This window comes from Alkalilacustris brevis (assembly GCF_003350345.1).
Taxonomy (GTDB): domain Bacteria; phylum Pseudomonadota; class Alphaproteobacteria; order Rhodobacterales; family Rhodobacteraceae; genus Alkalilacustris; species Alkalilacustris brevis.
In genome coordinates this window covers 1-21,512 of the sequence record NZ_QNVJ01000014.1, presented here as the reverse complement: position 1 = coordinate 21,512, position 21,512 = coordinate 1, and the positions used below count along the sequence as shown (strand labels likewise).

Sequence of the window (21,512 nt, the reverse complement as noted above, 5' to 3'; positions counted from 1 at the left end):
GCTACAAGACGTGAAGGCCAGATGCGGCGCGACATGGGGCGCGTTCGGCTGGCAGCCGGCAACGGGGACAACATGCGGCTCATCTGCCCGAATTGCAGTGCACAGTACGAAGTGGATGACAGCGCGATCCCCGAAACCGGGCGCGATGTGCAATGTTCGGGCTGCGGGCATGGCTGGTTCCAGTTGCCGCCGGGTGCGCTGGCCGCGAAAGCTACCGCGGAAGAAAAGGATTTGTCCGTCCCGCCCGTGACGGAGCCGGAAAACGGCGAAGCCGCACCAGAACCGCCCCCCGCGCCTGATTTCGCGGATTCGGTGAAATCCGGGGTTGCGGACGTGCGCCCCGACGGTGGCGAGACGCCCGCCGAAGAAGACAAGGATACCGAGGAATCAGCAGCGCCGGACAGTCCGGCGCCTCCTTCCGATGGTGCCCAGCCGGCGCCCGCCGCCAAGCTGGACGATGCGCTGCGCGCCGTGCTGCGCGAAGAGGCCGAGCGCGAGGCTCGCGCCCGTCGGGCTGAAAGCATCGCGCTGGAATCACAGCCCGATCTGGGCCTCGCCGACGCGCCCCGGCCGGAGCGGCCCGAACGGGGTGATTCGGCTGAAAGGGCCCCAGAGGCTGCTGCCACCACGCCGACGCGGCGCAAGCAGTTGCCGGATATCGAGGAGATCAATTCTTCGCTCAGGCCCGCATCCGAGCATGGCCTTGCGATGGCCCCCGAATACATCGAGGACGAGGAAGCCTTCGCAGCGCGCCGCCGGGGTTTCCGTATCGGGTTCATGCTGGCGCTGGCATTGGCGATCCTGTTGCTGGCCCTTTATGTCTACGCGCCGCTTCTGGCGGAAATGCTTCCGGCGGCCGAGCCGTGGCTGGCCGGTTACGAGGCCCTGCTGGACGGCTGGAGACAGGCCATTGCGCAGGGGGCCGATGCCGCAATCCGCGCCCTGACCGAGATCATCGCCTCGTTCACCGGGTAATTTGGCCGGGGCGGAGGGATGACCCCGGCCATTGCGGCCTGCCTCAGGTTTCCGGTGTCACGTCCAGTGCGTAGACCAGCAGCGCCTCGCGCGCTTCCTGCGGGCCGGCGCCCATCGCGATACCGCTGCGGGTGACTGGCGCGGCGGCGTTCGACAGATCCTGCATCAGCCCGCGCAGCCCGGTTCCCGCCGCGCGGGTCTTCGTGCCCGCACGCACACCGGATTGCGCCAGATAGGAAAGATCGAGCCGTGGGCCGATCCCGTCGGTTTCGTCCGACAGGGCGACCACGATCCTTTCGCGCCCGAAGCTCTGGTCGGCGATCGCGAAAAGCCCCCGGTCAAGCCCCGGATCACCGGGAAACAGTCGCTCGGGGTGCGCTGCGGGCACGATCGAATAGTCGGCCCCGATGAACAGGGCATGCACATCGACGGCGCGGCGCGAGTTGTTGACGACCCGCAGATGCACCTCGTTGCCCGGCCGCGCGAAAGGCACATCGGCGCTGCGTAGTGGCATGTCGGGCTGGCCTGCCCGCTTGAGATACAGTTCGACCGTGATGTCAGAGGCGTCGAAGCCGTCGTTCACGGCCATGCGCGACAGGTTCGTGGCGCGGTAGATGCGCATCAGCGACGCGCGCAGCCAGGTTTCCAGGGCCTCGTCGCTGCTGCCTGCCAGACTGTGCGAGGGGGGCCGGAAAGCGGGGCGCAGCGATACGGTCGCCTGGGCATCGAGCATCCACAATTCGGGTGCGGTGCTGGCGGCCGCGGTTTCGCGGATCGCGCCGTCGACGGCGAGCGGCCCCTCCTGCTCTTCCATCATGCGCAGCACTTCGCCCGGTGATATCACGTCAAACCGCAGATCGGCACTCTGGCCCGGGTTGACCAGCCGCAGCCGAAAGGGCGCCGTCGCGTCATCGGCGATGTGCTGCAGCAGGCGGCTGATGCGCGCACGTTCCTCCCCGTGGGGGCCGCTTTCAGCGGGGAGCGATACGGCAAGCTCCATCGAGATGACCTGTTCGATCATGCGCACATAGGCCAGTTCGGGTATGTCCTGCGGGTCGAGTAACGGCTGGTCGGGCTGTGCGTCATCTTCCCCCAGGCGCACCGGGCCAAGTGTGCTGCGCATCGCACTGGCCGAGGCGATTTCAACCAGCCCCAGGGCGTCTTCCAGCTGGTCGGTCGGGCCGGCCAGCACCGCCATGCGCGTGCCCACTCCAAGCTGATGCACATGCCCGGCGGCGATCTCCTTGCCGTTGTCGCCGTCGCGCACCGGCCATTGCGGAACATACTGCATGTCACCGGCGGCGAAGACGGCCGCATCCATCTCGCCCTCGAACATCGGGGTGGGAGAGCGCCGGCCCATCGCGTTATAGCGCTGCAGCACCGAATCGCCGAGCTGCCGATAGGTGATCGCCGGGTTGCGACCAAGCTGTTCCAGCACCGAAAAGGTGAACAGCCCCATCTGCGTGGGGTTGTCGGAGCCCTGCGGCAGCGGCATTTCGTAAGTGGGTTCAATGGTCTGGCTGGCAAAAAAGGCGACCATCCCGCCGGTATCGGGCGAGGTCGTGCCGTTGCCTGCATCCACCGACGAAAACATTGTCTGTCGCGGGGTGCCTGACGGGCCGCGCGGCGTCCCTTCCCAGAGGTCTTCGGGAATGTCCATGCTGGCCAGATCGACCTTGCGGGCAACCTCGCCCGAGTCGGCCAGCGAAAGGTTGCGGGTCATCGTGGCCGAATGGCAGCAATCGAACAGCGCCCAGACAAAGGCGCCTCTGGCGCGGATGCGATCAAGGTCTTCCTTGATGTCCTTGTCCACATAGGCATTCGGCCAGAAGCGGTTTTCGCGTGTCATCATCTCGGTGTCGCGGGGCATGAAGACTTCGTCCAGCCCGTCAATCTCCTGTTCGGGGTTGCGGGCGGGTTGCTGATGCCCGTGTCCCGAAAACTGCAGATAGACGAAATCGCCCTCGCCTGCACGATCGGCCAGATCGGCCATTGCCTGCCGGATCGCGGAAAGCGAGGGGGGAGCCTCCGCGCCATCGAGGTTGTCGGCCAGAAGGGTGACGTTTTCGGGCGCGAAGGGGACCGGCGCCCCGGTGAGCAGATACTCCCGCATCAGGCGCGCGTCGTTGTTCGGCCCCGGCAGCGAATTGCTGGGTGGCAGGTTGGGGTAATCGGTGACTGCAACAATCAGTGCGTGATAGGTGCGCGCCGCGCCTTCGCTGGCCCAGAGCCGGGCCGTGCCGGGTGCCAGCGTCATGCCGACGGCGATGCTGGCCGTGCCCATCATGAGGTTCCGGCGGGTAATCGTGCTGTTCATCTTCTTCCCCCTGTTCATGCATGGCGGGCTTTCATGGCCCTACTGTGCGGTTCCCACGAAATCGCGCAGCATGGTTTGCGCGATCCATTCGCCGTAATTCCCGACACGGGTGTAAACCCCGTAGGCATTGGCGTGGCCGCAGGCGGCCGAACTATCGCGCGGCCCCTCGCCCCAGCTTACGATGCCGTGTTGAATCACCTCACCGTCGGCGAATGCGAAAAGCGGCCCCCCGCTGTCGCCATAACAGGCATCGCGCATCCCCTCGGCCATGCCAGCGCAGAGCATGTTTTCGGTGAGCGGGTCGGTGAAGCTTTCGGCGACGACCGAGACTGCGGCATTGATCGCGCGTTCCGAAAACCCCATGCGGGGGGCGAAATCCTTGAGCATGCCGGACAGGTCTCCGGCATAGATTTCCTTGATCCCGGCATTGCATGCGGTCGAGGGCTGCAATGCCACCTCGGCCTGCATGAGCCAGTCGGGGAAATCGCCGCGCTCAGTCAGGCCCCAGCCGGTGACGATCACATGGCCCGAATCCGGTGTGTCCTGCGCCAGGACCACCGGGCGGGCATCTATCGGGGCCTCCAGGCGCAGAAGTGCGATGTCATGATCCAGGGTCTGCGGGTTGTAATCCGGGTGCGCGATCACTTCGGCCACGGCTGTGCGCCGGGCGTCGCTCAGGCTGTTGGAGCCAGATAGCAGCGTGATCTCTTCGGGGTCGAGGACGCGCCCGTAATCATCGACGCAATGCGCCGCCGTCAGCACCCAATCAGGCGCGATCAGGCTGCCGCCGCAAAACTGCGCATGGTATTGCGACAGCGGATCATCATCGAGCCATTCGGCGAAGGCCAGCGCCACCTGAAAAGGCCAGGCGCCCAGCGCGGCCTCGTCACCGCCAAAGACGCGGGGCGCCTCTTCGGTTTCGGTTTGAGCGCGGGCGCTGCGCAGTTCCGGAACACGGCGCATGGGGGCGTGTTCGGGACGCGTATGTCCGGTGTCGCTTGCGCCCGCACGGTCGGGCAGCTTTATCGCGCCCGCCTGTCCAGCCGCCGGTGCAATGCACAGCGCCAGCGCGCCGACACAGATGGAAAGTCGTGACATGTCTGGGCTCCCCCTGCCGGATGGCGGATACATAGCGGCCGGTCCGAAGGCCGGCCGCTGCTCAGGTTATTTCCAGCGTTCGACAACCCACTGGAAATAAGGAAGGTTCATCCGCACAGCGATGTTGTAGCCATCATCACCCTGCACCTCGGCCACGTTGATGCCGTAGATGCGGTGCTCATCCTGCGAGGGGTAGTGGGCGAAAAGCGAACCGCCGCTCGATCCCGCATAGGTCTGGCAGAAATGCACGAAGATCAGGTCGTCGGCATATTCCGGCGCGAGCGACACGTCGCAATTGCTGTGCCACATCGTGCCGAAGGGCTTGTCGCCGGGATAGGAAAGGATCGTCGCATCAAAGCCCTGGATCTCCTCGGACGGGCCAAAACCGAGCCAGCCGAGTTCATCGCCGACCGGCGTCAGCAGGGTGACCACCGCCAGATCATAAGGCACGACTTCGCCGTAAACACCGCGATAGCGGGTGATGTAGCTGTTCAGCACATAGGCGGTGTCGAATTCCCAGACGCCGTAGGGGTGGGTGGCCTCATCCATCATCGCCGGAACATATTCGATGTTGCTGGGCCAGCCCTCGGCGTGATCGTAGATGCAATGGGCTGCGGTGATCACGGTCGACGGGCCGATCAGTGTGGCCGAACAACTGCTGCCGCCATCCGCAAAGGTCGAATACAGCAGCCCCACCGCGGTGACCGGGTAGCTGCCGGGGTCGCGCACCTGCTGACGCAGATCCTGCGGCCCGACAAAGCGCGAGCGTGCGTCATCCTGCGGTTGGGGTGCGCCTGGGGCCCCTGCGCCGAGGATCGCGCGCACCATCTCGTCGCTGGCCTCGATGGTGGTGACGGTGCCATCGCGTGACAGGGCCGTTGCGCCAAAGCGTTCGCGCGTGGCTTCCTCATCTAGGATTTCACGGCCGATCTGGTCCAGCACGGAAGGGTCCTCGATGACCGGGACAGCCCGTGGCGTGAAATCCGTGGGTGGGGTGCCCGTGCTGATGCCGCGCGGGCTTTCGCCCGTTCCGCTGCTGGCCTCGCCCGGAGTTTGGGCGAAAGCGGCCGAAGAAAACACGGCCAGCGGCAACCCGACAGCCCATGCCATCAATTTGGAGCGTCTCATGCGTCATTCCTTGTTGGTGTCTGATAGCGACGTCAATGTTTCTGGAGTCTGCCGGGGCGGCGGAGCCGTCCTGCCAGAAGGTCGGACATGCCGACATTGGCTTGCACCAGGTTGGTGTCAGCGCCGGGTGACAAGATCACCATAAGTCAAATGCCGCCCGGCCCTGTCGGCTTGGCGGAACTGTACAAGTGCACCATGAAACTGCTGCGGGCGGTCAACAGAAACCGGTGGGCGAGCCCCCTGGATACTGAACCGGGCGCGCAGCATGACCGTGAAAATTTCGTCAGAAGCCAGCGGGCTGGTGGCGGGCCGGGCAACCGCCTTTCCCTGTTGCGGGCCGCTACTGAAGGAAACGTTGCCGAATACCTGGCGCAGATCCTCCAGCGCGTAGGCTGGGCCGTGACCAACGGGTGCGGGCGCATCGTCATGTGCCGCGGCGTTCGCGGGCTGCCCTTGCGGCAACACCGTCAGCGGGTCATTGCTTGCGGTGATATCCTTTGCCTCCACCCCGGTCGCAGCGAATACCGCCAGAATGCCGGAAATGCAGTAAACGGCTGAGTGGGCGCGGCCGGGCAGACATTTCATTTCAGACGTTCCTGCAATGCTTTGGTCGAAAGGCATGAGGTATCTGGGAAACGATAGCGAAGAGCGCAATCAGCGTAAACTCAAGATTTGAACACCTTTCTGACAGTTTTTGGAACGTTCTGCTCGCCTGGGCGTGAGCGGGCCGTGCCCGGCCGGGGGTTGCAACCGCCCCGGCCATATGCGCTGATACGCCCGATCTGATCAAACAGCAGGATAGAGATGTCGGTCGAGGCATGGGATGAGATCCGCACGGCCTTCCATGTGGCCAGGATCGGCACGGTCAGCGGTGCCGCCGAGGCGCTGGGCGTTCATCATGCCACGGTCATCCGCCATGTAGATGCGCTTGAGGCGCGGCTTGGGGTGCGGCTGTTTCAGCGGCATTCGCGCGGCTACACCCCCACCGAGGCGGGCGAAGACCTGCTCAGGGTTGCCCGCGCGACCGATGAGCAGTTCACCCAGCTTGCCAACAGGATCAAGGGCGGCGGGCAGATGGTCAACGGCGAGGTGACGGTCACCGCAGTGCCGCAGGTTGCCGGTTTCCTGAGCCGCAGCCTCGCCGGGTTTCAGCGGGCGCATCCGGATGTGACAGTGCGGCTGCTGTCCGACACGCGCCTTCTGCGGCTGGAATATGGTGAAGCCCACGTTGCCGTGCGGGCGGGCACACACCCGCAAGAGCCCGACAACGTCGTGCAGCCGTTCGGGCAGGTCCGGTACGGCCTTTATGCCGCGCAGTCCTACATCGAGGCAAACGGGCTGCCTGCCTCCGAGAATGAACTGGCGGCGCATCGCCTGATCGGGGCCGATGATCGCGACACGCGCGTGCCGTTCCTGCGCTGGATCAACGAACATGTCCCGCCCGGGGCCGTGACCTTCCGCGTGAACGATGTGGATGCGATCCGCGAGGCGGTTCTGGCGGGCGCGGGGCTGGGTTTTCTGCCCGAGGCGCAGGCCGGCCGTGACGATCTGGTTGCGGTTCTCCCCCCGCGCGAGGCATGGGTCGTGCATTACTGGCTTGTCACCCATGTCGATCTGCACCGGTCGGCCAAGGTGCAGGCGGTATTGGCGCATCTCAAGGCAGATGCGGGGCGGGTTCTGTTGGGATGAACCGTTGTGGAACGGGAAGAGGTCTGCGATGCGATTGACGCCCGCGGCACAGGGGCATCTGGCGATGCTGAGCTTTTCGGCCTTCGTGGCAGGCTCCTACAGCCTCGGGGCCCTGGTCGCGAACGAGATCGCCCCGCCGGCCATCAATGCCTTTCGCTATCTGGTGGCGACATTGGCGGTCGGCCTGGTGGTGGCCGCTGGAACAGGGTTTCGCAGGTCTCATTTCCAGGCCCCTTGGCGGTATCTGTTGGTGGGGGCGCTGTTTGCCGTCTATTTCGTCACGATGTTCGAGGCGCTCAAGACCGCCACGCCGGTCTCGACCGGTGCCGTCTTTACCCTGCTGCCGCTGATGACGGCTTTCTTCGCCTTTCTCGTGTTGCGGCAGATGGCGACCGGCCGGATCGCATTTGCCCTGATCATAGGGGCTGTGGGAGCGGTCCTGGTAATCTTCCGGGCCGATATCGGCGCGATGCTTGCCTTCGAGCTTGGGCGCGGCGAGAAGATATTCCTGATCGGTTGCACGACACACGCGCTTGTCGCGCCGCTTCTCAAGCGTTTCAACCGCGGCGAGCCCGCGCTTGTGACCACCACGCTGGTGATGGGCGGCTGCTTTGTCTGCCTGATGGCCTACGGATGGCGGGACATACTCGATACCCCGTGGCACGAGCTTTCGCTCGCGGTCTGGATCGTCATGGCCTATCTGATCGTCTTCGCCAGTGCGGCCACGACCTTCCTGACGCAGTTTGCCGCGATGCGCCTGCATTCGGCCAAGGTGATGGCCTATACCTACCTGACCCCGGCCTGGGTGATCTGCTGGGAACTGGCGCTGGGGCACGGGGCGCCGCCGGCGATAGTATTGCCCGGCGTCGGGCTGACCATTCTGGCGCTGATCCTGCTGCTGAAAGGCGACCCCGAGCAAGAGTTGGCCGCGGCCAAGGAGACCGGGGTGTCAGATCAGTCATGAAAGTCCGGGTGCCGCTGAGGATTTTACAAAGGCGGCCTTTCCCTGCTAGCGTTCAAGCTCCCACACACTGAAAGCAAACGGGGGGACCATGTTCGAGAAAATCGTTGTTCCGGTTGATCTGAACCATGCAGACACACTGGAAAAGGCATTGAACGTCGCGGCTGGGCTGGCCAAGACCCATGGTTCGACGCTGCATCTGGTCGGCGTGACGCCGACATTGCCTGGTGCGGCAGCGCATACCCCGCAGGAATTTGCGGAAAAGCTGAAGACCTGGGCGGCTGAGCTTGCCGAGAGGCTCGGCGTGCCGATCGAGGCGCATTCCGTGCCGTCGGCGGATCCGCAGATCGACATGGATGACAAGGTTCTCGATGAGGCGCGCAAGCTTGGGTCGGACCTGATTGTCATGGCGACCCGTGTGCCGGGTTTTGCCGAAAAGATCTTTTCGGCGCATGGCCCCGATCTTGCCGCTCATGCAGAGATGTCAGTGTTCCTGGTGCGCTGAAACGCGGGTTGCGGGGTTCAGGACTCCGGTTCCTGTTCTGGCGCCGGCGTGGCCGTTGCCACGTCGCTTTCGCCGCCCAGCTCGGCTTCGAGGAAGCGCTCGAAAGCGTCCAGGTTGATTGCCTCGAACTGGCCGAAGGCTTGCATCCAGATGCTGGCCTCGCGCAGCGCGTCGGGTTCAAGCTTGCACCATTTCACCCGCCCGCGCTTTTCCTGGCTGATCAGCCCGGCATCGGCCAGGATCACCAGGTGCTTAGACACGGCGGCAAGCGACATCGGCAAGGGCTCGGCCACGTCGGTGACGGCCATGTCGTCCTCAAGCAGCATCATTAGGATCGCCCGCCGCGTCGGGTCGGCGAGCGCGTGGAAAGTCCTGTCCAGCGGCGTGCTCATGGCCAAGGCATTATGGGTGGCGCGCGCAATGGTCAACCAGACAGTTGAATATGCCGCATTCGCGCAGGGGCGATGCTGCGAAGCGGAAATTCTTAAATTTCTTATTTATATCAGATGTATAGGGCGTTCCTGACCTGGTCGGTTGGCGCTTGACTCCTGCTGCGCTGCTCCGTAGTTTCCGCGCGACTGTCCGAGGGGCGGATCCGGCCATGATGGACCAAGGTGAGCAGGAACGGCTGAGGAAACTCGGCGAACGTATAGCTGCCGCCCGCGGTAAATCGGCCGAAGCCGGCCCTCGGGGGCGGGGCTATCACAGCCAGGGGCAGTTTGCCTGGCGGATGGTCACCGAGCTGGTCGCGGGCCTTGTGGTCGGGGTTGGTATCGGTCTGGGGTTGGATGCGCTGTTCGGTACGCGCCCATTCCTGCTGCTGCTGTTTACATTGCTGGGCTTCGCGGGGGGTGTGATGACCATGCTCAGAACCGCCCGCGCGATGTCGGACAAGAGGGACGAAGGCGACGCGGACTCTCCCGCGAAGCAAGGTGAAGAGGACGGGCGACGTGGCTGAACAGACCGGTGGCTTTGTAATCAAACCGATGGACCAGTTCGTCGTGAAACCGCTTTTTGGCGGTGACGTGGTGCATTGGTATACCCCCACCAACGTGACGCTGTGGATGGCGCTTACGGTGCTGGCGATCACCGTGCTGCTGATGCTGGGCACGCGCGGGCGCGCCATCGTGCCGACGCGCGGCCAGTCGATGGCCGAGCTGTCCTACGGCTTCATCCACAAGATGGTCGAGGATGTGGCGGGCAAGGACGGGCTGCGCTTTTTCCCATATATCATGACGCTGTTCATGTTCATCCTGTTCGCCAACCTGCTGGGGCTGATCCCCTTCGCCTTTACCACCACCTCGCATATCGCGGTGACGGCGGTGCTGGCGCTGACGGTGTTCATCTCGGTAACGGTGCTGGGTTTCGTCCTGCACGGCGCCAAGTTCCTCAAGCTTTTCTGGGTCGACTCGGCGCCGCTGGTGCTGCGCCCGGTGCTGGCGATCATCGAGCTGATCTCGTATTTCGCGCGGCCGGTCAGCCATTCCATCCGTCTTGCCGGCGCGATGATGGCCGGCCATGCGGTGGCCAAGGTGTTCGCAGGTTTTGCCGGTGCGCTTGGCGTGGCCTCTTTCGTGCCGATCCTCGCGGTGACCGCGCTTTACGCGCTCGAGTTGCTGGTCGCGGCGATCCAGGCCTATGTGTTCACAATTCTGACCTGCGTCTACCTGCGCGACGCGCTGCACCCCTCGCACTGACGAGGCGCGGCGACGGTCCGGATACCCAATCAAGCCTATTCCAAACTCAAGGAGAAACGACATGGAAGGCGATATCGCAGAAATGGGCAAGTACATCGGTGTCGGTCTGACCGCCATCGGCATGGGTGGCGCTGCCATCGGTGTGGGCAACATTGCCGGTAACTTCCTGTCGGGCGCGCTGCGCAACCCGGCCGCCGCTGCTGGCCAGACGGCGTTCCTGTTCATCGGCATCGCCTTTGCCGAGGCTCTCGGGATCTTCTCGTTCCTGGTTGCGCTGCTGCTGATGTTCGCGGTCTGATCCGCTACGTCATTTCTGTGGCCGGGTCGGGGTTCAGCCTCGCCCGGCCTCAGGCGTAAGCCCTGCGCTGAAGGAGGCCGCAATGGAACCGCAAGCGAGCGAGCTTGGGTCTGCCCCGCAAGACGTGGGCCCGCAAGACGTGGGTATGCCGCAGATCGACTTCGCCACTTTCCCCAACCAGATATTCTGGCTGGTGGTCACACTGGTCGTGATCTACTTGATCCTGTCGCGCATGGCGTTGCCGCGGATCGCCGCCGTTCTGGCCGAGCGTCGTGGCACGATCACCAATGACGTCGCCCGTGCCGAGGAACTCAAGCGCAAGGCCGAAGAGGCCGAAGAGGCCTATCAGAAGGCGCTGGCAGATGCCCGCACCGAGGCGGCGCGCATCGTTGACCGGACCAAGGCCGAGATGCAGGAGCGGCTGGATGAGGCGATGGCCAAGGCCGACGCCGAGATTGCGGCCCGCACTGCCGAATCCGAGCAGCGCATTGCCGGGATCCGCAAAGACGCCGACGCAGCGATCGAAGAGGTTGCGCGTGATACCGTCAAGGCGGTGCTGGAATCGATGGGGCACAAGGCCGATGGGCGTTCGGTGAACGCGGCGGTTTCGGCGCGGCTCAAGCAGGGGGATGCGGCATGAGGAAAGCACTGATCGCTTTGGCGCTGATCTCGGGCGCGACACCTGCGCTTGCCGCTGCCGGGGATTACCCGTTCTTCTCGCTTTATAACACCGACATCGTTGTCGCGATCGCCTTTGTGCTGTTCGTCGGTATTCTGGTCTATTACAAGGTGCCGGCGATCATCACCGGGATGCTCGACAAGCGGGCAGATGCCATTCGCGCCGACCTGGACGAGGCGCGCGCCCTGCGCGAAGAGGCCCAGCAGGTGCTGGCCTCCTACGAGCGCAAGCAGCGCGAGGTCGAGGACCAGGCCAAGCGCATCGTCGAGAATGCCCGCCGCGAGGCCGAAGAGGCCGCCGAACAGGCCCGCGCTGATATTGAAACTTCGTTTCAGCGCCGCGTGAAGGCGGCCGAGGATCAGATCGCATCGGCCGAGGCAGAGGCGCTGCGCTCGGTCCGCAACCGGGCGGTCGAAGTTGCGGTTGCCGCCTCGGGGGAGTTGATAACCAAGCAGATGAAGGCAGCCGACGCCAACCGCCTGGTCGACGACGGCATCGGCGTGATCGAGCAGAAGCTGCACTGATACTGGGCTGCATTGCCCGATGAATTGAAAAGGCCCGGCAGATCGCTCTGCCGGGCCTTTCCCGTTCCTTTAGGCCAGCGCCTGCCGCGATCAGCGCTGATGCGGGATGATGAAAATCTCGACCCGGCGGTTCTGGGCCCGGCCTTCGGTTGTCAGGTTCGAGGCTACGGGCTGGTCTTCGCCCCGGCCGATCGAGATGATCCGGCGCTGGTCGACACCGGCGTTGCGCAGCACGGCGGCGACCGAATTGGCGCGCCGTTCCGAAAGCGTCTGGTTATAGGCTGCCGAACCGGTGTTGTCGGTATGGCCCACAACCTGAACGCTGCTGTCGGGATAGTCCTGCAGGCTGCGCGCGAGGGTCTGCAGATCGCGCTGCAGTCCGACGCGCACCACCGCGCTGTCCACATCGAACAGAATCTCGCTGGGCATGGTCACGACCAGATGCGAGCCAGTGTTGACGACCTGCACGTCATTGCCAAGGTCGCGCTGCAACTCGGCCGCCTGCCGGTCAAGCTGCTGGCCGATCAGGCCACCGACCGCCGCGCCCAGCCCGGCACCCACGGCGGTGCGGAAAAGGCGATCCTGGCTGCCGCCGGCGGTAGCGCCGGCAAGGCCGCCGGCCACCGCACCGATCGTTGCGCCGGTGCGTGTGCGCTGGTTGTCTTCGGTGGCGGGCATACATGCTGTGAGGGCCAGCGCGCTTGCCCCGATCAGTGCAACTGTGACTCCAGAACGCATTCCTGCTTACTCCTTGATACACATCCCGGCGGATGCACCGGGTTCGGCGACAACTATATCGTGTGAGTGTGCTATTCCAAGCGGCCCGCGATCACATTGGCGATGTTTTGCTGGACGTTTTAGCGCGCGTTTGGGCGGGGGCGGAACTCAGCCCGCTTCGGCCCGCGCGGATTCCCACGCCAGCATCGCGCGCTTTACCGGCAACCCCCAGTGATAGCCACCCAAGGCACCGGATTTGCGCAAGGCGCGATGGCAGGGGATGATGAAGGCCAGCGGATTGCGGCCGATGGCCGAGCCGGCCGCGCGCACGCCCCTGGGCGTTCCGGCAGCGCGGGCCAGGTCGGAATAGGTGCTGACATGGCCTTCGGGAACATGCAGCAGGGCCTCCCATACCTTGATCTGGAATGGCGTGCCCCAGACATGTAGGGAAACCGGGCTTTCGCGCCGCTGGAACACCCTTTCCAGCATGGGCGCAACGGCCGCGTCATCAGCGATCAGCCGCGCCTTTGGCCAGCGGGCTGCAAGGTCGGCAAATGCGGCCGCGCGTCCGGCCACTGCGGCAAAGCCGATGCCGCACAAGCCGCGCTCGGTCGCCATGCCCAGAATCGGGCCGAAGGGCGAGGCGCCCCAGCCGTGGCGAATGGTAAGCCCGGCGCCGGCCCTGGCGTATTCGCCCGGTGTCATCGCCTCCCATTGTACGAACAAGTCATGCAGCCGGCCGCTGCCGGAAAGCCCGGTGGCAAGGCTGGTTTCCAGCACATTATGGCGTGCCGCAAGCAGCCGGCGGCTGTGGTCCAGCGCCAGGTATTGCTGATAGCGTTTGGGCGAGACTCCGACCCAGCGGCTGAAGACCCGCTGAAAATGCGCGGGACTCAGGCCCAGCCTGTCGGCCAGTTCATCCAACGTGGGTGCAGCGGGTGCGGTATCGATGATTTCCAGTGCGCGGGCGATCAACGCGTAATGATATGGGTCGTTGCCGGTGTCGGGGATGTTTCGCATGGTGCTGTCCGTGCTTGCGCGCCAAGAATATCTGTAACCCTGAACCGCCTTGCCGTGCGACCCGAATCCTGCGCAATCGCCTGGCGGTGCTGTTTTGTGCCCGTGCCCCCTTGCCGCGACGCAGGTGCCGGGCCATACCTTGCGCCATGGCCACGCAACTGGATTACCACCGTATCCGCGAGATATTCACCCGCTTTCACGCGGTCGAGCCTGAACCGAAGGGCGAGCTTGAGCACGTCAACGCCTTCACGCTGCTGGTGGCCGTCGCGCTGAGCGCGCAGGCAACTGATGTTGGGGTCAATCGTGCCACACGCAGCCTGTTTGCCGTCGCCGACACGCCGGAAAAGATGCTCGCCCTGGGCGAGGAGGGGCTGATCGAGCATATCAAGACCATCGGCCTTTACCGCAACAAGGCCAAGAACGTTATCAAGCTCTCGCACATCCTGGTCGAGGAATACGGCGGCGAGGTACCCTCGTCGCGCGCGGCGCTGCAATCGCTGCCCGGCGTCGGGCGCAAGACGGCGAATGTGGTGCTCAACATGTGGTGGCGGATGCCGGCACAGGCGGTGGATACGCATATCTTCCGTGTGGGCAATCGCACCGGCATCTGCCCCGGCCGCGATGTGAACGCCGTCGAGCGTGCGATCGAAGACAACATCCCGGCCGAGTTTCAGCTGCACGCGCATCACTGGCTGATCCTGCATGGCCGTTACACCTGCAAGGCCCGCAAACCCGCCTGCGGCACCTGCATCATGCGCGACCTCTGTCCGTTCGAGGAGAAGACGATATGAAGAAGTTTCAGGTTGTCGGGATCGGCAACGCGATGGTCGACATTCTGGCCCATACAGATGAGGAGTTTCTGGCCGAGAATGGCATCGGCAAGGGGATCATGCAGCTTATCGACATGGAGCGCGCGGTTTCGCTCTATGACCAGGTCGGCCCTGCACGCGAAATTTCGGGCGGATCGGCTGCCAACACCATTGCCGGCATTGCCGCGCTTGGCGGGCGCACGGCCTATATCGGCAAGGTTTGCGACGATCAGCTGGGCGCGATCTTTGCCCATGACCTGCGCGCGCAAGGCGCGGTTTACAAAACCCCCATGGCGCCGCGCGACAGTGCGCAGGAAACCGGCCGTTGCATCGTGTTGGTCACGCCGGATGGCGAGCGCTCGATGAACACCTATCTGGGCTGGAGCGAGAACCTCGCGCCCGAGGATATTGACGAAGATCTGCTGCGCGATGCCGAATGGCTATACCTTGAGGGCTATCGCTTCGACGGGCCTGACAGCCATGCCGCCTTTGCCCAGGCCATCGCGACGACGCGTGCGGCTGGCGGGCGTGTGGCGCTGACGCTGTCCGACCCGTTCTGTGTCGAACGTCACCGCGCGGCGTTTCGCATGATGATCCAGGCCGATGTGGACTTGCTGTTTGCCAACCGGGCCGAGTTGCTGTCGATGTATGAAACGACCGATTTCGATGCCGCGCTGAAGGCCGCCGCATCCGAGGTCGCGATCGTCGCCGGGACCGACAGCGCCAATGGCGTGCATGTGCTGGCCGAGGGGCAGCACTGGCATGTGCCTGCGGTGCCCAGCCGGGTTACGGATGCCACCGGGGCGGGTGACATGTTCGCCGGCGCGTTCCTGTGGGCGCTGGCCGAAGGGCGTTCTCTGTCCGATTGCGGGCGGCTGGGAAATATTGCCGCCTCCGAAGTGATCGGCCACATCGGCGCACGCCCCGAGGCTGATCTGCGCGCCTTGTTCGCCGCGCACGGCGCGCTGTAAGGCACTTTACTGCATCGTTCCGGCCATGTTTTCACGCAAAGGCCCGCATGCGCGCAAGCTTGCGGGCCTTTGGCTTTTTCATTGGCTGCGCGCCCCCAGCCCGTCAGGCGGGCCTTCAGATCAGCTGCGCAACCAGCAGCACCCAGCCCGAAAGCACGACACCGCAGGTGATGGCATAAAGCCCGTTCCAGCGTAGCCCGACATGCGTCGCGCTGACATTTCCCAGCGCGCCGGTCAGCAATGTGGAGGCGGTGAAGGGCGAGGTCGCGCCGCTGATCGCCCAGCCGCTGGTGATCGCCAGAACCAGGATCGACGGGCTCAGCCCCAGGGCTTCGGGGCTGGGCAGCAGCGGCACCGTCAGCGAAACCGCCAGAATCGGGTTCATCCCGAACTGCCCGACCACCGGGATCAGCCAGAAAAGCCCCATCAGGATGACCCAGCCGGGCACCGCCGTCAGGTCAACCCCCGAGGCCAGGACCAGCGGCTCGGCCAGGTGCGAACCCATGGTGCCGATAAAGCCGGCCATGCTGAGCAACACCACCTCGGCGCGAAAGCGCGGGATGTCATCGTTGATGAAGCCCGTGGCAAGCGCCTGTATGCGCCGCGCCGGCCCCGGACCATCGCCCTTGCGCTGAAAAGCGATCCAGCCAAGGGCGATCAGCGGCACCACCGTCATCACGATGGCGACGATGCGCAATTGCGTGATGCTGTAAAGCCCGGCCACTCCGACAACCAGCACCCCCAGCAACACGAGCAACGGCGCGAGATTGCCCAACCAGGTGCCTTCGGGGGCGGTGCGCACGGGTGCCGGGGCACTCAGCCTTGGCTTGAATATGGTATCGAGGGTCCAGCCCAATGCCATCAGCAGAAGGCTGCTGACCGCGCACCAGCCCACAACGGCGCCCCAGCTTGCACCCGGGATAAGACTGGTCGAAATGGCGATGGCGAAGGCAAAGGGCGACCACGGCAGGCTTGAGACAAAGCCCCGCTGAATCGCCACCAGCATGCGCCGGCGACGGTGATTGCGCACCTCCTCGCTGGCTTCGTCATCCTCGGGCCGTTTGGCCGTCGCCATCCCGCCCAGCAGCGTGATCGCGCCGTAGCTGAGGATCAGCCCGAATAGATGTCCCCCGGCCGACAGCGCGAGGTAACGCCGTCCAGGTGGCTGATGAGCCAGGAAATGGCCGCAGCGCATGATCGCGGTTGATCCGGCGGCGACGCTGCGCAGGGTGATGAGTGAGGTAAAGAAGGCCACGATGAAGATGGAGCTGCGCAGCCCTGCCTCGGCGGCGGCGCGCCAGTCGGGCAGGGTGACCACCCCGGCCAGGAACACGCCAAGCGCGACCAGCACGAACGCCCGCCGCGACCAGTCGATCTGAAACCACAAGATCGCGATGGCCAGCACCGTCGCCGCCGAGGCCAGCCGCGCGGTGGTGGTGTCGGCGGTCCATTCGAACAGGATCGCGAGGCAGGTTGCGGCGGCCAGCAGCAGGCTGGCGGACAGAACGGCGACCCGGCTTTCAGACAGCCAGCGACTCACACCTGATTTTTCGCGCACCCGGAACCCTCCTGCCTGCTTGCCTGCTGTACACAGGTCATGCTGTGTCGGCGCGGGCAGTGCAAGGCCCCGGCGGTGGTTTGCGGCCCGCAGGGGCGCGTCCTGAAGGGCGGCTCAGCCGTTGCGCTTGCGTTCGACCTTGCGCTTGACCTTTGCGGATTTAGCCTTCGCGCGCGCAATCTTGCGTTTGCCGTTTGCGCCCTTGCGCGCTGGCTGCGGCCCGCGCGGCAGCGCCTTGCCTTCCAGTTCCAGCAGCTCCAGCGTCAGCCCGCCCGTCACTGGTGTGGCCTCGGCCAGCCGCACCAGCGCGCGCTGGCCCGAGCGCAGCGTCAACCCCGAGCGTTCGCCCATCAAGGTCTGCCTATCGCCATCGAAATGGAAAAACTCGTGCCCCAGCGTGCGGATCGGAACCAGGCCATCGGCACCCGATTCGTCCAGCTTCACGAACACGCCAAAGCGGGTGATCCCCGAGATGCGGCCGGTGAACTCGGCGCCCACGCGCTCGGCCAGCCAGGCGGCCAGGTAGCGGTCGGTGGTGTCTCGCTCGGCCTGCATCGAGCGGCGTTCGGTATCGGAGATATGCTTGGCGGTTTCTTCCAGCTGCTCGATCTCGTCGGGGGAAAGCCCGTCGGGCCCCCAGCCATGGGCGGTGATCAGCGCGCGATGCACGATCAGGTCGGCATAGCGCCGGATCGGCGAGGTGAAATGCGCATAGTTGCGCAGCGCCAGCCCGAAATGGCCGAAATTCTCGGGGTTGTAATAGGCCTGCGTCATCGAGCGCAGTGTGGCCATGTTGATCAACTCGTCGAATTCGGTGCCCTCGGCCTGCGCCAGCAGCCGGTTGAGGTGGCTGGTCTGCAGCACCTGCCCCTTGGCCAGCGTCAGCCCCGAGGCCTGCGCCACCTCGCGCAAGGACTCCAGCTTTTCGGGGCTGGGTTCTTCGTGTACGCGAAACAGCAGCGGCCGCTGCCTGCGGATCAGCTCTTCGGCGGCGGCCACATTGGCCAGCACCATGAAATCCTCGATCAGCCGATGCGCATCATAGCGTTCGGCAAAAGCGACCGAGGTGACGCGCCCGTCCTCCGACAACTGGATGCGGCGCTCGGGCAGGTCGATATCCAGCGGCTCGCGCCGCACGCGCTCGGCATGAACGGCGCGCCAAGCGGCGTAAAGCGGGCCGATCACCGGCTCGGCAAGGTCTTTCGTGCGCTCGCTCAACTCGCCGTCGGCAGCGGCCTGCACTTCTGAATAGGTGAGCGAGGCCGCCGATTGCACGATGGCGCGGGTAAACCGGTGCGAGATCTTGCGCCCCCTGGCATCCAGCACCATGGCCACCGCGACAACTGGCCGCGCGACACCCTCGTGCAGCGAGCACAACTCACCCGACAGCCGGTCGGGCAGCATCGGCACCACCCGGTCGGGGAAATAGGTGGAGTTGCCGCGCTTGCGTGCCTCTCGGTCCAGCGTGCTGCCGGGGCGCACATAATGTGCCACATCGGCAATCGCCACCCAGACCACATGCCCGCCGGGGTTTGCGGGGTCGTCGTCGGGGCGGGCGAACACCGCGTCGTCATGGTCGCGCGCATCCGAGGGGTCGATCGTGACGAAGGGCAGTGCACGAAGATCCTCGCGCCCCGAAATCCCGGCGGGTTTGGCACGCTCGGCTTCGGCCAGCACGTCTTCGGGGAATGCGTCGGGAATGCCGTGCTGGTGAATGGCGATCAGCGAAACGGCACGGGGGGCCGACGGGTCGCCCAGCCGTTCGATCACGCGTGCACGCGGCGCGCCCAGCCGTCCGGCGGGGCCTGCGTGCTCGGCCTCAACCAGTTCGCCGTCCTTCGCGCCATGCGTCGCTCCGGCGGCCACGCGCCACTCGCGGTCGGCGCCCTTGGCCACCGGCACGATACGCCCGCCCTCGGCCTCGGCGCGGTATATGCCGATGATGCGGCTGGGCGCGGCCGCGATGCGCCGGATGAGCCGCGCCTCATAGCTGTAGTCTTCACCGCGCACGGGAAGCAGCTTAGCCAGGATCCGCTCGCCGCCCCCCAGGGCCGGGTCGGATTGCCGCTGCACGATCAGGATGCGCGGCTCGGGCCCCTCGCCGCGCCATTCCAGAGGACGGGCGAACAGATCGCCCGCGTCATCGGGTGGCAGCACCTGCAGCACGGCCACCGGTGGCAGCCGCTCGGGGTCGCGATAGCTGCGCCGGCGCTTTTCGATCAGGCCCTCTTGCTCAAGCTCTCTGAGCAGACGCTTGAGTTCGATCCGGCCTGAGCCCTTGATGCCGAAGGCGCGCGCGATGTCGCGCTTGCCCGTCTTGTCGGGGTTCTCGGCGATCCAGTCGCGCAGATCCTGTTTCGATGGAAGTTCTCGCATGATCCGCGCCGTATCATGGTGCAAGGGGCGTGTCATCGCCGAAAGCGCGGCGAGGCGACGGCCTCAACGCGTCGGCACGGGCGTCTCGCCGCTATAGTCATAGAAACCCCGGCCGGTCTTGCGGCCCAGCCAGCCGGCCTCGACATATTTGGTCAGAAGCGGGCAGGGGCGGTACTTGGTATCGGCCAGCCCGTCATGCAGGACGTTCATGATCGCCAGGCAGGTGTCCAGCCCGATGAAATCGGCCAGCTCAAGCGGCCCCATCGGGTGATTGGCACCCAGTTTGAGCGAGGTGTCGATCGAAATGACGGTGCCGACCCCCTCGTACAGGGTATAGACCGCCTCGTTGATCATCGGCACCAGAATGCGGTTGACGATGAAAGCGGGGAAATCCTCTGACGTCGCCGCCGTCTTTCCCAGGGTTTTCACAACCTCGGCCATGGTTTTGTAGGTGGGCTCGTCAGTGGCGATGCCGCGGATCAGCTCGACCAGTTGCATCACCGGCACCGGGTTCATGAAATGCAGCCCCATGAAGCGCCCGGGCCGATCAGTGCGGGCTGCCAGCCGGGTGATGGAGATCGAAGAGGTGTTCGATGTCAGGATCGTCTCGGGGCCCAGATGCGGGGCCAGATCCTCGAAAATTGCCTGCTTGACGGTTTCGCGCTCGGTCGCTGATTCGATGATCAGATCGCTTGGGCCGATATCGGCCAGCCGCGTGGTGGCGCCGATCCGAGCCAGGGCCGCATCGCGATCCTCGGCCGTGATTTTTTCACGCGTGACCTGGCGGTCGAGGTTCTTCTTGATGGTCGCAAGGGCGCGGTTGAGCTGCTCCTGCGAGATGTCGCTCAGGGTCACGTCATAGCCCGACAGGGCGAAAACATGCGCGATCCCGTTGCCCATCTGCCCTGCGCCGACAATGCCGACTGTCCTTATCGCCATGACCTACCCCTGAATCCTGTCTTCGCGGGCGACCTTATGCCCCCGCCCGGCAGGGGTGCAAGGCCGAAGGCGCGCCACGCTGCGCGTTAGGGTTTTGCTAACGGGGGCAGGAAACAATGGCAGAGGGTGTGAAAATAATCATGTGGGGTGCAAGATGGCCTATTCCTGGCCGGGCCGCGGGGGGCTGGATTATCACTGCTGTTCATACGGGCAGTCACGGTTGCGCTTTCGCGGGCCTTCGCGGCGGCTTGAGGGGCGCTATTGCGCTGTGCTTGGCGGGACGGAAAGCTTCGGCAAGTTCATTGCCCGGCCCTATGCCGATCTGCTTGAGCAGAAGGCAGGGACACGGGTGATAAATCTGGGTTGCGTGAATGCTGGCCTTGACAGTTTTCTGGGTGATGAGCAGGCGTTGCAGATCGCCCGCGGCGCAGAGGCTGTCGTGCTGCAACTTCCGGGGGCGCACGCGCTCTCGAACCCGCTTTACACGGTGCATCCGCGGCGCAACGATCGCTTCTTGCGCACCGCGCCGGCGCTTCGGGCGCTTTATCCCGAGGTCGATTTCACCGAATTCACCTTTACGCGGCATCTTCTGGGCGGGCTTGCGCGGCGTGGGCCGCGACGCTTCGCGAAGGTGCGCGCGGTGCTGGCAGCGGCCTGGGTCGAGCGGGCGGCGGCGCTGATCGCGCAGGTCGGGCGGCCCGTGGTGGGGCTCTGGCTGGCGCGTCACGCGCCGCCTGCCATTGCCTGCCCGTTCGTGCCGGGAGACCCGCTGATGGTCACGCGCGACATGCTTGACCGGCTGCTGCCCAGTCTTGCGGGCTATGTCGAAATGGTTGCCGCTGCGGCAGATGACGGTTTCGACGTGGAGGGGATGATATTCGCCCCGGCCGAGCGCGAGGCAGCCGCGCATCTGCCCGGTCCCGCCGCGCATGAAACGGCAGCCGAACGGCTGATGCCGCTCATCAAGGCGATGTCACGCCCGACCTGAGCGCGACAGCTGAGGCGCCAGGTCGTTGTCACGAAAAAGGCGCGGCCCCGGGGCCGCGCCATGTTCTGTTTTCGCTGTCGCCGTGGATCTTACGCGATGATCTTCGAGACGACGCCCGCGCCGGTCGTGTCTGCGGTTTCCGCGGACGCGCCCGTTTCCAGGATCATGCGATGATCTTGGAAACGACCCCTGCTCCAACCGTGCGGCCGCCTTCGCGGATTGCGAAGCGGAGCTTTTCCTCCATGGCGATCGGGGCGATCAGC

23 protein-coding genes are annotated in these 21,512 nt (G+C 65.0%); 12 read left to right on the top strand and 11 right to left on the bottom strand.

Annotated elements, in window-relative coordinates:
- The first annotated feature begins 33 nt into the window (after nt 1-33).
- Complete coding sequence (locus DQ229_RS01930) at nt 34-975, top strand: zinc-ribbon domain-containing protein (RefSeq protein ID WP_162300724.1); 942 nt, start codon at nt 34-36, stop codon at nt 973-975.
- Nucleotides 976-1,018: 43 nt separating this feature from the next.
- Here DQ229_RS01930 and DQ229_RS01925 read toward each other — a convergent pair whose 3' ends face one another.
- The 4 genes from DQ229_RS01925 to DQ229_RS01910 form a co-directional block, all read right to left on the bottom strand.
- Nucleotides 1,019-3,292, bottom strand: coding sequence for a caspase family protein (locus DQ229_RS01925; protein ID WP_162300723.1), 2,274 nt, complete (start codon nt 3,290-3,292; stop codon nt 1,019-1,021).
- Between the two features lie 39 nt (nt 3,293-3,331).
- Complete coding sequence (locus DQ229_RS01920) at nt 3,332-4,390, bottom strand: S1 family peptidase (RefSeq protein WP_162300722.1); 1,059 nt, start codon at nt 4,388-4,390, stop codon at nt 3,332-3,334.
- A 66-nt stretch (nt 4,391-4,456) separates the two neighbouring features.
- Nucleotides 4,457-5,518 (bottom strand): trypsin-like peptidase domain-containing protein, encoded by a 1,062-nt coding sequence (locus tag DQ229_RS01915; RefSeq protein ID WP_114964591.1) that lies wholly within the window; start codon nt 5,516-5,518, stop codon nt 4,457-4,459.
- 117 nt (nt 5,519-5,635) lie between these two features.
- Nucleotides 5,636-6,139, bottom strand: a complete 504-nt coding sequence (locus DQ229_RS01910) for a hypothetical protein (RefSeq protein ID WP_155326420.1) — start codon at nt 6,137-6,139, stop codon at nt 5,636-5,638.
- 183 nt (nt 6,140-6,322) lie between these two features.
- Here DQ229_RS01910 and DQ229_RS01905 point away from each other — a divergent pair, with 183 nt between their 5' ends.
- The 3 genes from DQ229_RS01905 (at nt 6,323) to DQ229_RS01895 (ending at nt 8,673) form a co-directional block, all read left to right on the top strand.
- Complete coding sequence (locus DQ229_RS01905; RefSeq protein ID WP_114964589.1) at nt 6,323-7,207, top strand: LysR family transcriptional regulator; 885 nt, start codon at nt 6,323-6,325, stop codon at nt 7,205-7,207.
- Between the two features lie 28 nt (nt 7,208-7,235).
- Nucleotides 7,236-8,171 (top strand): DMT family transporter, encoded by a 936-nt coding sequence (locus DQ229_RS01900; protein WP_114964588.1) that lies wholly within the window; start codon nt 7,236-7,238, stop codon nt 8,169-8,171.
- Between the two features lie 88 nt (nt 8,172-8,259).
- Complete coding sequence (locus DQ229_RS01895; protein WP_114964587.1) at nt 8,260-8,673, top strand: universal stress protein; 414 nt, start codon at nt 8,260-8,262, stop codon at nt 8,671-8,673.
- A gap of 17 nt (nt 8,674-8,690) precedes the next feature.
- On the opposite strand, the gene DQ229_RS01890 is transcribed toward DQ229_RS01895, so the two are convergent.
- Entirely contained in the window at nt 8,691-9,065 is a 375-nt protein-coding gene (locus DQ229_RS01890; protein WP_114964586.1) for an ArsR/SmtB family transcription factor, read from the bottom strand.
- Nucleotides 9,066-9,274: 209 nt separating this feature from the next.
- On the opposite strand from DQ229_RS01890, the gene DQ229_RS01885 reads away from it, so the two are divergent.
- From DQ229_RS01885 to DQ229_RS01865, 5 genes are all read left to right on the top strand, one after another.
- The gene (locus DQ229_RS01885) at nt 9,275-9,631 is read left to right on the top strand and encodes an AtpZ/AtpI family protein (protein ID WP_114964585.1); all 357 of its coding nucleotides are present in this window, start codon (nt 9,275-9,277) and stop codon (nt 9,629-9,631) included.
- A gap of 28 nt (nt 9,632-9,659) precedes the next feature.
- Nucleotides 9,660-10,370: a F0F1 ATP synthase subunit A gene (locus DQ229_RS01880; protein WP_114964584.1), complete on the top strand. Its 711-nt coding sequence runs from the start codon at nt 9,660-9,662 to the stop codon at nt 10,368-10,370.
- Between the two features lie 61 nt (nt 10,371-10,431).
- Nucleotides 10,432-10,668 carry a F0F1 ATP synthase subunit C gene (locus DQ229_RS01875; protein WP_114964583.1) on the top strand — a complete coding sequence of 79 codons (237 nt, stop codon included), beginning with the start codon at nt 10,432-10,434 and terminating at the stop codon, nt 10,666-10,668.
- A gap of 82 nt (nt 10,669-10,750) precedes the next feature.
- Complete coding sequence (locus DQ229_RS01870; protein ID WP_114964582.1) at nt 10,751-11,308, top strand: F0F1 ATP synthase subunit B'; 558 nt, start codon at nt 10,751-10,753, stop codon at nt 11,306-11,308.
- On the top strand, nt 11,305-11,871 hold the full coding sequence (locus DQ229_RS01865) for a F0F1 ATP synthase subunit B (protein ID WP_114964581.1): 567 nt from the start codon (nt 11,305-11,307) through the stop codon (nt 11,869-11,871). Before DQ229_RS01870 ends, DQ229_RS01865 begins: the two co-directional genes overlap by 4 nt.
- 90 nt (nt 11,872-11,961) lie before the next feature.
- Here the strand turns inward: DQ229_RS01865 and DQ229_RS01860 are convergent, their stop codons facing one another.
- Both DQ229_RS01860 and DQ229_RS01855 read right to left on the bottom strand, forming a co-directional pair.
- Nucleotides 11,962-12,609 carry a YiaD family glycine zipper/OmpA-like lipoprotein gene (locus DQ229_RS01860; protein WP_114964580.1) on the bottom strand — a complete coding sequence of 216 codons (648 nt, stop codon included), beginning with the start codon at nt 12,607-12,609 and terminating at the stop codon, nt 11,962-11,964.
- A gap of 147 nt (nt 12,610-12,756) precedes the next feature.
- Nucleotides 12,757-13,608, bottom strand: coding sequence for a methylated-DNA--[protein]-cysteine S-methyltransferase (locus DQ229_RS01855; protein WP_114964579.1), 852 nt, complete (start codon nt 13,606-13,608; stop codon nt 12,757-12,759).
- Between the two features lie 146 nt (nt 13,609-13,754).
- Between DQ229_RS01855 and nth the strand changes: the two genes are divergently transcribed.
- Together nth and DQ229_RS01845 are read left to right on the top strand one after the other, a co-directional pair.
- Nucleotides 13,755-14,399 (top strand): endonuclease III, encoded by a 645-nt coding sequence (nth, locus tag DQ229_RS01850; protein ID WP_114964578.1) that lies wholly within the window; start codon nt 13,755-13,757, stop codon nt 14,397-14,399.
- Nucleotides 14,396-15,388, top strand: coding sequence for an adenosine kinase (locus DQ229_RS01845; protein WP_114964577.1), 993 nt, complete (start codon nt 14,396-14,398; stop codon nt 15,386-15,388). Before nth ends, DQ229_RS01845 begins: the two co-directional genes overlap by 4 nt.
- Before the next feature lie 115 nt (nt 15,389-15,503).
- Here the strand turns inward: DQ229_RS01845 and DQ229_RS01840 are convergent, their stop codons facing one another.
- The 3 genes from DQ229_RS01840 to DQ229_RS01830 all read right to left on the bottom strand — a co-directional run bounded on the left by DQ229_RS01840 (nt 15,504) and on the right by DQ229_RS01830 (nt 20,261).
- A complete protein-coding gene (locus DQ229_RS01840) occupies nt 15,504-16,946 on the bottom strand; it encodes a hypothetical protein (RefSeq protein WP_238380922.1) in 1,443 nt (480 codons plus the stop codon).
- 114 nt (nt 16,947-17,060) lie between these two features.
- The gene (gene rnr / locus DQ229_RS01835) at nt 17,061-19,322 is read right to left on the bottom strand and encodes a ribonuclease R (protein WP_114964619.1); all 2,262 of its coding nucleotides are present in this window, start codon (nt 19,320-19,322) and stop codon (nt 17,061-17,063) included.
- A gap of 63 nt (nt 19,323-19,385) precedes the next feature.
- Nucleotides 19,386-20,261 (bottom strand): 3-hydroxybutyryl-CoA dehydrogenase, encoded by an 876-nt coding sequence (locus DQ229_RS01830; RefSeq protein WP_114964576.1) that lies wholly within the window; start codon nt 20,259-20,261, stop codon nt 19,386-19,388.
- 154 nt (nt 20,262-20,415) lie between these two features.
- Between DQ229_RS01830 and DQ229_RS01825 the strand changes: the two genes are divergently transcribed.
- Entirely contained in the window at nt 20,416-21,249 is an 834-nt protein-coding gene (locus tag DQ229_RS01825) for a DUF6473 family protein (protein ID WP_114964575.1), read from the top strand.
- A 163-nt stretch (nt 21,250-21,412) separates the two neighbouring features.
- On the opposite strand, the gene DQ229_RS01820 is transcribed toward DQ229_RS01825, so the two are convergent.
- Nucleotides 21,413-21,512, bottom strand: a 100-nt coding sequence (locus DQ229_RS01820; RefSeq protein WP_155326419.1) for an EF-Tu C-terminal domain-related protein, incomplete at its 5' end; no start/stop codon positions are given.

What these genes read in the sequence shown, in the direction of transcription:
- DQ229_RS01895 (WP_114964587.1), top strand. Translation starts at nt 8,260, where the DNA reads ATGTTCGAGAAAATCGTTGTTCCGGTTGATCTGAACCATGCAGACACA.
- DQ229_RS01855 (WP_114964579.1), bottom strand. Translation starts at nt 13,608, where the DNA reads ATGCGAAACATCCCCGACACCGGCAACGACCCATATCATTACGCGTTG.
- DQ229_RS01880 (WP_114964584.1), top strand. Translation starts at nt 9,660, where the DNA reads ATGGACCAGTTCGTCGTGAAACCGCTTTTTGGCGGTGACGTGGTGCAT.
- DQ229_RS01875 (WP_114964583.1), top strand. Translation starts at nt 10,432, where the DNA reads ATGGAAGGCGATATCGCAGAAATGGGCAAGTACATCGGTGTCGGTCTG.
- DQ229_RS01905 (WP_114964589.1), top strand. Translation starts at nt 6,323, where the DNA reads ATGTCGGTCGAGGCATGGGATGAGATCCGCACGGCCTTCCATGTGGCC.
- DQ229_RS01860 (WP_114964580.1), bottom strand. Translation starts at nt 12,609, where the DNA reads ATGCGTTCTGGAGTCACAGTTGCACTGATCGGGGCAAGCGCGCTGGCC.
- DQ229_RS01910 (WP_155326420.1), bottom strand. Translation starts at nt 6,139, where the DNA reads ATGCCTTTCGACCAAAGCATTGCAGGAACGTCTGAAATGAAATGTCTG.
- DQ229_RS01920 (WP_162300722.1), bottom strand. Translation starts at nt 4,390, where the DNA reads ATGTCACGACTTTCCATCTGTGTCGGCGCGCTGGCGCTGTGCATTGCA.
- DQ229_RS01930 (WP_162300724.1), top strand. Translation starts at nt 34, where the DNA reads ATGGGGCGCGTTCGGCTGGCAGCCGGCAACGGGGACAACATGCGGCTC.
- DQ229_RS01870 (WP_114964582.1), top strand. Translation starts at nt 10,751, where the DNA reads ATGGAACCGCAAGCGAGCGAGCTTGGGTCTGCCCCGCAAGACGTGGGC.
- rnr (WP_114964619.1), bottom strand. Translation starts at nt 19,322, where the DNA reads ATGCGAGAACTTCCATCGAAACAGGATCTGCGCGACTGGATCGCCGAG.
- DQ229_RS01890 (WP_114964586.1), bottom strand. Translation starts at nt 9,065, where the DNA reads ATGAGCACGCCGCTGGACAGGACTTTCCACGCGCTCGCCGACCCGACG.
- DQ229_RS01865 (WP_114964581.1), top strand. Translation starts at nt 11,305, where the DNA reads ATGAGGAAAGCACTGATCGCTTTGGCGCTGATCTCGGGCGCGACACCT.
- DQ229_RS01885 (WP_114964585.1), top strand. Translation starts at nt 9,275, where the DNA reads ATGATGGACCAAGGTGAGCAGGAACGGCTGAGGAAACTCGGCGAACGT.
- DQ229_RS01900 (WP_114964588.1), top strand. Translation starts at nt 7,236, where the DNA reads ATGCGATTGACGCCCGCGGCACAGGGGCATCTGGCGATGCTGAGCTTT.
- DQ229_RS01830 (WP_114964576.1), bottom strand. Translation starts at nt 20,261, where the DNA reads ATGGCGATAAGGACAGTCGGCATTGTCGGCGCAGGGCAGATGGGCAAC.
- DQ229_RS01825 (WP_114964575.1), top strand. Translation starts at nt 20,416, where the DNA reads ATGGCCTATTCCTGGCCGGGCCGCGGGGGGCTGGATTATCACTGCTGT.
- DQ229_RS01925 (WP_162300723.1), bottom strand. Translation starts at nt 3,292, where the DNA reads ATGAACAGCACGATTACCCGCCGGAACCTCATGATGGGCACGGCCAGC.
- DQ229_RS01845 (WP_114964577.1), top strand. Translation starts at nt 14,396, where the DNA reads ATGAAGAAGTTTCAGGTTGTCGGGATCGGCAACGCGATGGTCGACATT.
- DQ229_RS01915 (WP_114964591.1), bottom strand. Translation starts at nt 5,518, where the DNA reads ATGAGACGCTCCAAATTGATGGCATGGGCTGTCGGGTTGCCGCTGGCC.
- nth (WP_114964578.1), top strand. Translation starts at nt 13,755, where the DNA reads ATGGCCACGCAACTGGATTACCACCGTATCCGCGAGATATTCACCCGC.